Raw genomic sequence first — 3,598 nt, 5'->3', positions numbered from 1 at the left:
ATGTGCTCTTCCGATCAGCCCTGCCAGGCGGCTGCCGATTCCACCCGCGCTGCCCGCGTGCGCGCTTGGTTGCCGCCCGCGTCGCCGACACGGTGGCGGCGGCCGGCACGCGGCTGCCGCGCGCCTGCGTGCAGGACGATCCGGCGCTGTCGCCGGTCGGCGGCACCGCCCAGGCGGTCGCCTGCCACTTCCCCGACGAGGAATGAGGACCACGCCATGACCGTCACGCGCGAGCAGAACTATGTCGGCGTCTTCGACGGCCAGGTCGGCTACGGCGCGCGTCCGGCGGTGATCGTCATCGACTTCACCCTCGCCTACACCACGCCGGGCTCGCCCTTCTTCGCGGAGGGCGTGGTGCGCGCCGTGCGCGACACCGTGCCGCTGCTCGCCGCGGCGCGGGAGGCTGGCGTGCCGGTGATCCACACGCGCGTGGAGTACCATCCCTCCGGCGCCGATGGCGGCTGGTTCGTGCGAAAGGTGCCGGCGCTCAGGAAGATGGTGGCCGGCGAGCCGCTGGCGCAGATCGACCCGAAGGTCGCGCCTCTGCCGGAGGAGGTGGTGCTGGTGAAGCAGTATCCGAGCCCGTTCTTCGGCACGCCACTGGCGCCGATGCTGGCAGCGCTCGGGGTGGATACGCTGATCCTGGCCGGTTGCTCGACAAGCGGCTGCGTGCGGGCGGGGGCGCTGGATGGCGTGCAGCACGGCTATCGTGTCATCGTGCCGCGGGAATGCGTCGGCGACCGGCATGATGGGCCGCACGACGCCAACCTGTTCGACATCAACGCCAAGTACGGCGACGTGGTCGGCCGCGACGAGGTGATCGACTATCTCCGCGGGCTTCGCGCGGCGGCGGCGTGAGGGAGGGGCAGATGCAGGCCAGCACGACGGACGACGCGATCCGCGTCTACTGGATGACCGGCTGCTCCTCCTGCCTGCGCACCAAGGAGTTCCTGCAGAAGCACGGCGTCCCCTTCCTGTCGCGCAACGTGCTGGAGGACGAAGCGGCTTATGCCGAGCTGGAACGCTTCGGGCTGAAGCAGGTGCCGATCGTCACGCGCGGCGATGCCTGGGCGAACGGCCAGGTGCTGCGCGATGTCGCGCGGCTCTGCGGCATTCCCTATGGCGAGACTCGCATGCTGCCGGTGCCGGAGATGCGCCAGCGGCTGGACGCCGTGCTGGCCGGCGCCGCGCGGTTCCTGGCGCAGATGCCGGACGCGGCGCTGGCGCGCGAACTCCCGAACCGTCCGCGCAGCTTCGCCCAGCTCGGCTGGCACATCGCGAACATCGCGGATGCGTTTCTGGAGCACGAGGACGGCATCCCACTGACCTTCGACAGCTACATGCGGATCCCGACCGAGGCACAGAGCGGCCGGGCCGAGCTGGTCGCCTATTGCGAGGAGATGCGCGTGCGCCTTGCGGCGTGGTTCGACGGCCCGGGCCAGAGCTGCGACTGGTCGCGGCGCGCCGACGTCTACTACGGCGAGCAGACCATGCACGAGTTCCTGGAGCGCACCGTCTGGCACGCCGGCCAGCATGTGCGGCAGTTGATGTGGGTGCTGGAGGGGCTCGGGATCGCGCCGGATGGTCCGCTCGGCCGCGAGACCTTCGAGGGGCTGCCCATGCCGGAGAAGGTGTGGGACGAGGCCGACCCCGCGAAGCTGCGGCGCGCCTCATAGAGAACTCGCCGCCGGGACAGGCGGAAGGCTGCACTACAGCGGATTGCCCTGCCCGCCCGCCACGGCCTGCCGGACCTCGTAGCGCGCGCCCCAGCCCTCGCCGCGCACCCAGCCGAGCAGGCTCTCACGCCTGGGCGAAGCGCCATCCAGCGCGCAGGTGCTGCGCCAGGCGAGCGCAAGCATGCAGGACAGCACGGGCACGCCGTCGTGGAAGGGCGTGCGGCGGATCGGCAGCAGCGTCGGCATGCCGGTGCCGAGCATGGCGATCGCATCGAGACCGGTGGGGTCGAGCGCCAGCAGCGCCTGGTGCGCGCCCTCGCCGCTCATCGCGTAGATCGGGTGGAACGCGCCGTCCCTGGCGGCAGAGCCGGAGACCCGCGTCACCTCGAAGCCGAGCGCGGTGAAATACGCGATGCCGGCCTGCGTGAGGTCCTGCGGGTAGGGGCTGACGAGGCCGATGCGTCGCGCACCGAGCGCGTGGAAGGCGTCGCGCACGGCATGGCCCGCGGTGACGAAGGCGACGCCGCGCGCGGCGGCGATGCGCGCGACCGCGGCGTCCTCCTCCGCCACGCCCGCGAAATAGGACGCGCCGGTGCAGGCGAAGGCGATCGCGCCGACCGGCGCATTCGCGAACTGCTCCGACCATGTCTCGAGCGAGGCGAGGTAGTCGAGCAGGCGCGCGACGATGGTCGGCTTCGGGGAGGTCATGCGGGCATTCAGCATGGCGATGCCGGGCGGCAGCAGCGCCATCAGTTCCGGCTCCACCGTGGTGTTCGCCTGCGGCGTCAGCACGCCGAGAAGCCCGCGCGGGGCGTACTCCACCGCCATCGCTCCACTCCCCTCCGCCACGCGGCGAGGCTAGCGACGGGGCCTGCAGGCGTCCATTCAGTGCGGCAGGAGCGCGGCTGCCCGCGCGGCGAGCGCGGCGGCATCGATCGGCTTGCGCAGCAGCGCGAAGGGGCCGTTGCGCAACGCCTCGGCCAGGGCCGCCTCGGCGGCGGCGCCATCGCCGACAAGGCCGGTGAGCAGCACCGCCGGCAGGCCAGGGCGCAGGCGCCGGGCGGCACGGATCAGCGCAAGCCCGTTCATCCCGGGCATGGCGAGGTCGGTGATCAGGACGTCGGGCGCCTCGTCCTGCAACAACTCCAGCGCCGCCTCCCCGCCGGGCGCCTGGCGCACGTCCCAGCCGCGCTCCGCGAGCTCGGCGGCCAGGATTTCGCGGACGAGCGGCTCGTCGTCGACGATCAGCGCGCAAGGCGGGCGGGCCGCCGATGCCTCCATGTCCTCCGCAACAGGGACCTGCTGCGGCAGACCGTCGCCGCGCGGCAGCCAGAGCGTCACCGTCGTGCCGAGCCCGGGCGCGCTCTCGATCGCCAGCGCGCCGCCCGACTGCTCCGCGAAGCCGCGCGCCATCGCGAGGCCGAGCCCTGTCCCCTTCCCCGGGGGCTTGGTGGTGAAGAAGGGCTCGGTCGCCCGCGCCAGCGTGGCCGCGTCCATCCCCGCCCCGGTGTCCGCGACGGCAAGCCGCAGGTACTCGCCGGGCGCCAGCCCGGCGGGATGGCCGGACGCGTCCACGACCTCGTGCTGCGCGCTCAGCGTCAGCACGCCTCCGCCGCCGTCGTCGTCCATCGCGTCGCGCGCGTTGGTCGCGAGATTGAGCAGCACCGTCTCGAGCTGGCCCTTGTCGGCGCGCAGCGACGGCAGGCCGGGCGCGACCTCGGTGCGGACCTCGATGTCGGCGCCCAGCGTATGCCCGAGCACCTCCTGGAGGTCCGAGAGCAGCGCGGCGGCGTCGACATCCGCGGCGCGGAGCTCCCCCTGGCGCGCGAAGGCGAGCAGGCGACGCGCGACGGATGCGCCGCGCTCGGCCGCCTCCAGCACCATGCCGGCCAGGCGCGCGACCTGCTCGGCGTCCTGCGGCC

The 3,598-nt window shown here is 73.0% G+C and carries 4 protein-coding genes and 1 pseudogene; 3 read left to right on the top strand and 2 right to left on the bottom strand.

What is annotated here, in order from left to right; all coding sequences use genetic code 11:
- From L2I40_RS20600 to L2I40_RS20590, 3 genes and pseudogenes are all read left to right on the top strand, one after another.
- Positions 1-206: pseudogene (locus L2I40_RS20600) on the top strand (hypothetical protein); the annotation flags it as partial.
- A 10-nt stretch (positions 207-216) separates the two neighbouring features.
- Positions 217-858: an N-carbamoylsarcosine amidohydrolase gene (locus tag L2I40_RS20595; RefSeq protein ID WP_237217048.1), complete on the top strand. Its 642-nt coding sequence runs from the start codon at positions 217-219 to the stop codon at positions 856-858.
- Between the two features lie 11 nt (positions 859-869).
- A complete protein-coding gene (locus L2I40_RS20590; protein WP_237217047.1) occupies positions 870-1,676 on the top strand; it encodes a glutaredoxin domain-containing protein in 807 nt (268 codons plus the stop codon).
- 33 nt (positions 1,677-1,709) lie between these two features.
- On the opposite strand, the gene L2I40_RS20585 is transcribed toward L2I40_RS20590, so the two are convergent.
- Both L2I40_RS20585 and L2I40_RS20580 read right to left on the bottom strand, forming a co-directional pair.
- A complete protein-coding gene (locus L2I40_RS20585; protein ID WP_237217046.1) occupies positions 1,710-2,504 on the bottom strand; it encodes a maleate cis-trans isomerase family protein in 795 nt (264 codons plus the stop codon).
- A gap of 57 nt (positions 2,505-2,561) precedes the next feature.
- Positions 2,562-3,598, bottom strand: a 1,037-nt coding sequence (locus L2I40_RS20580) for a response regulator (RefSeq protein WP_237217045.1), incomplete at its 5' end; no start/stop codon positions are given.

This window comes from Falsiroseomonas oryziterrae (genome assembly GCF_021864505.1).
In the GTDB taxonomy this organism is placed as follows: domain Bacteria; phylum Pseudomonadota; class Alphaproteobacteria; order Acetobacterales; family Acetobacteraceae; genus Falsiroseomonas; species Falsiroseomonas oryziterrae.
The sequence above is the reverse complement of the archived record's forward strand: the minus strand, read 5'-3'. Positions and strand labels throughout refer to the sequence as shown.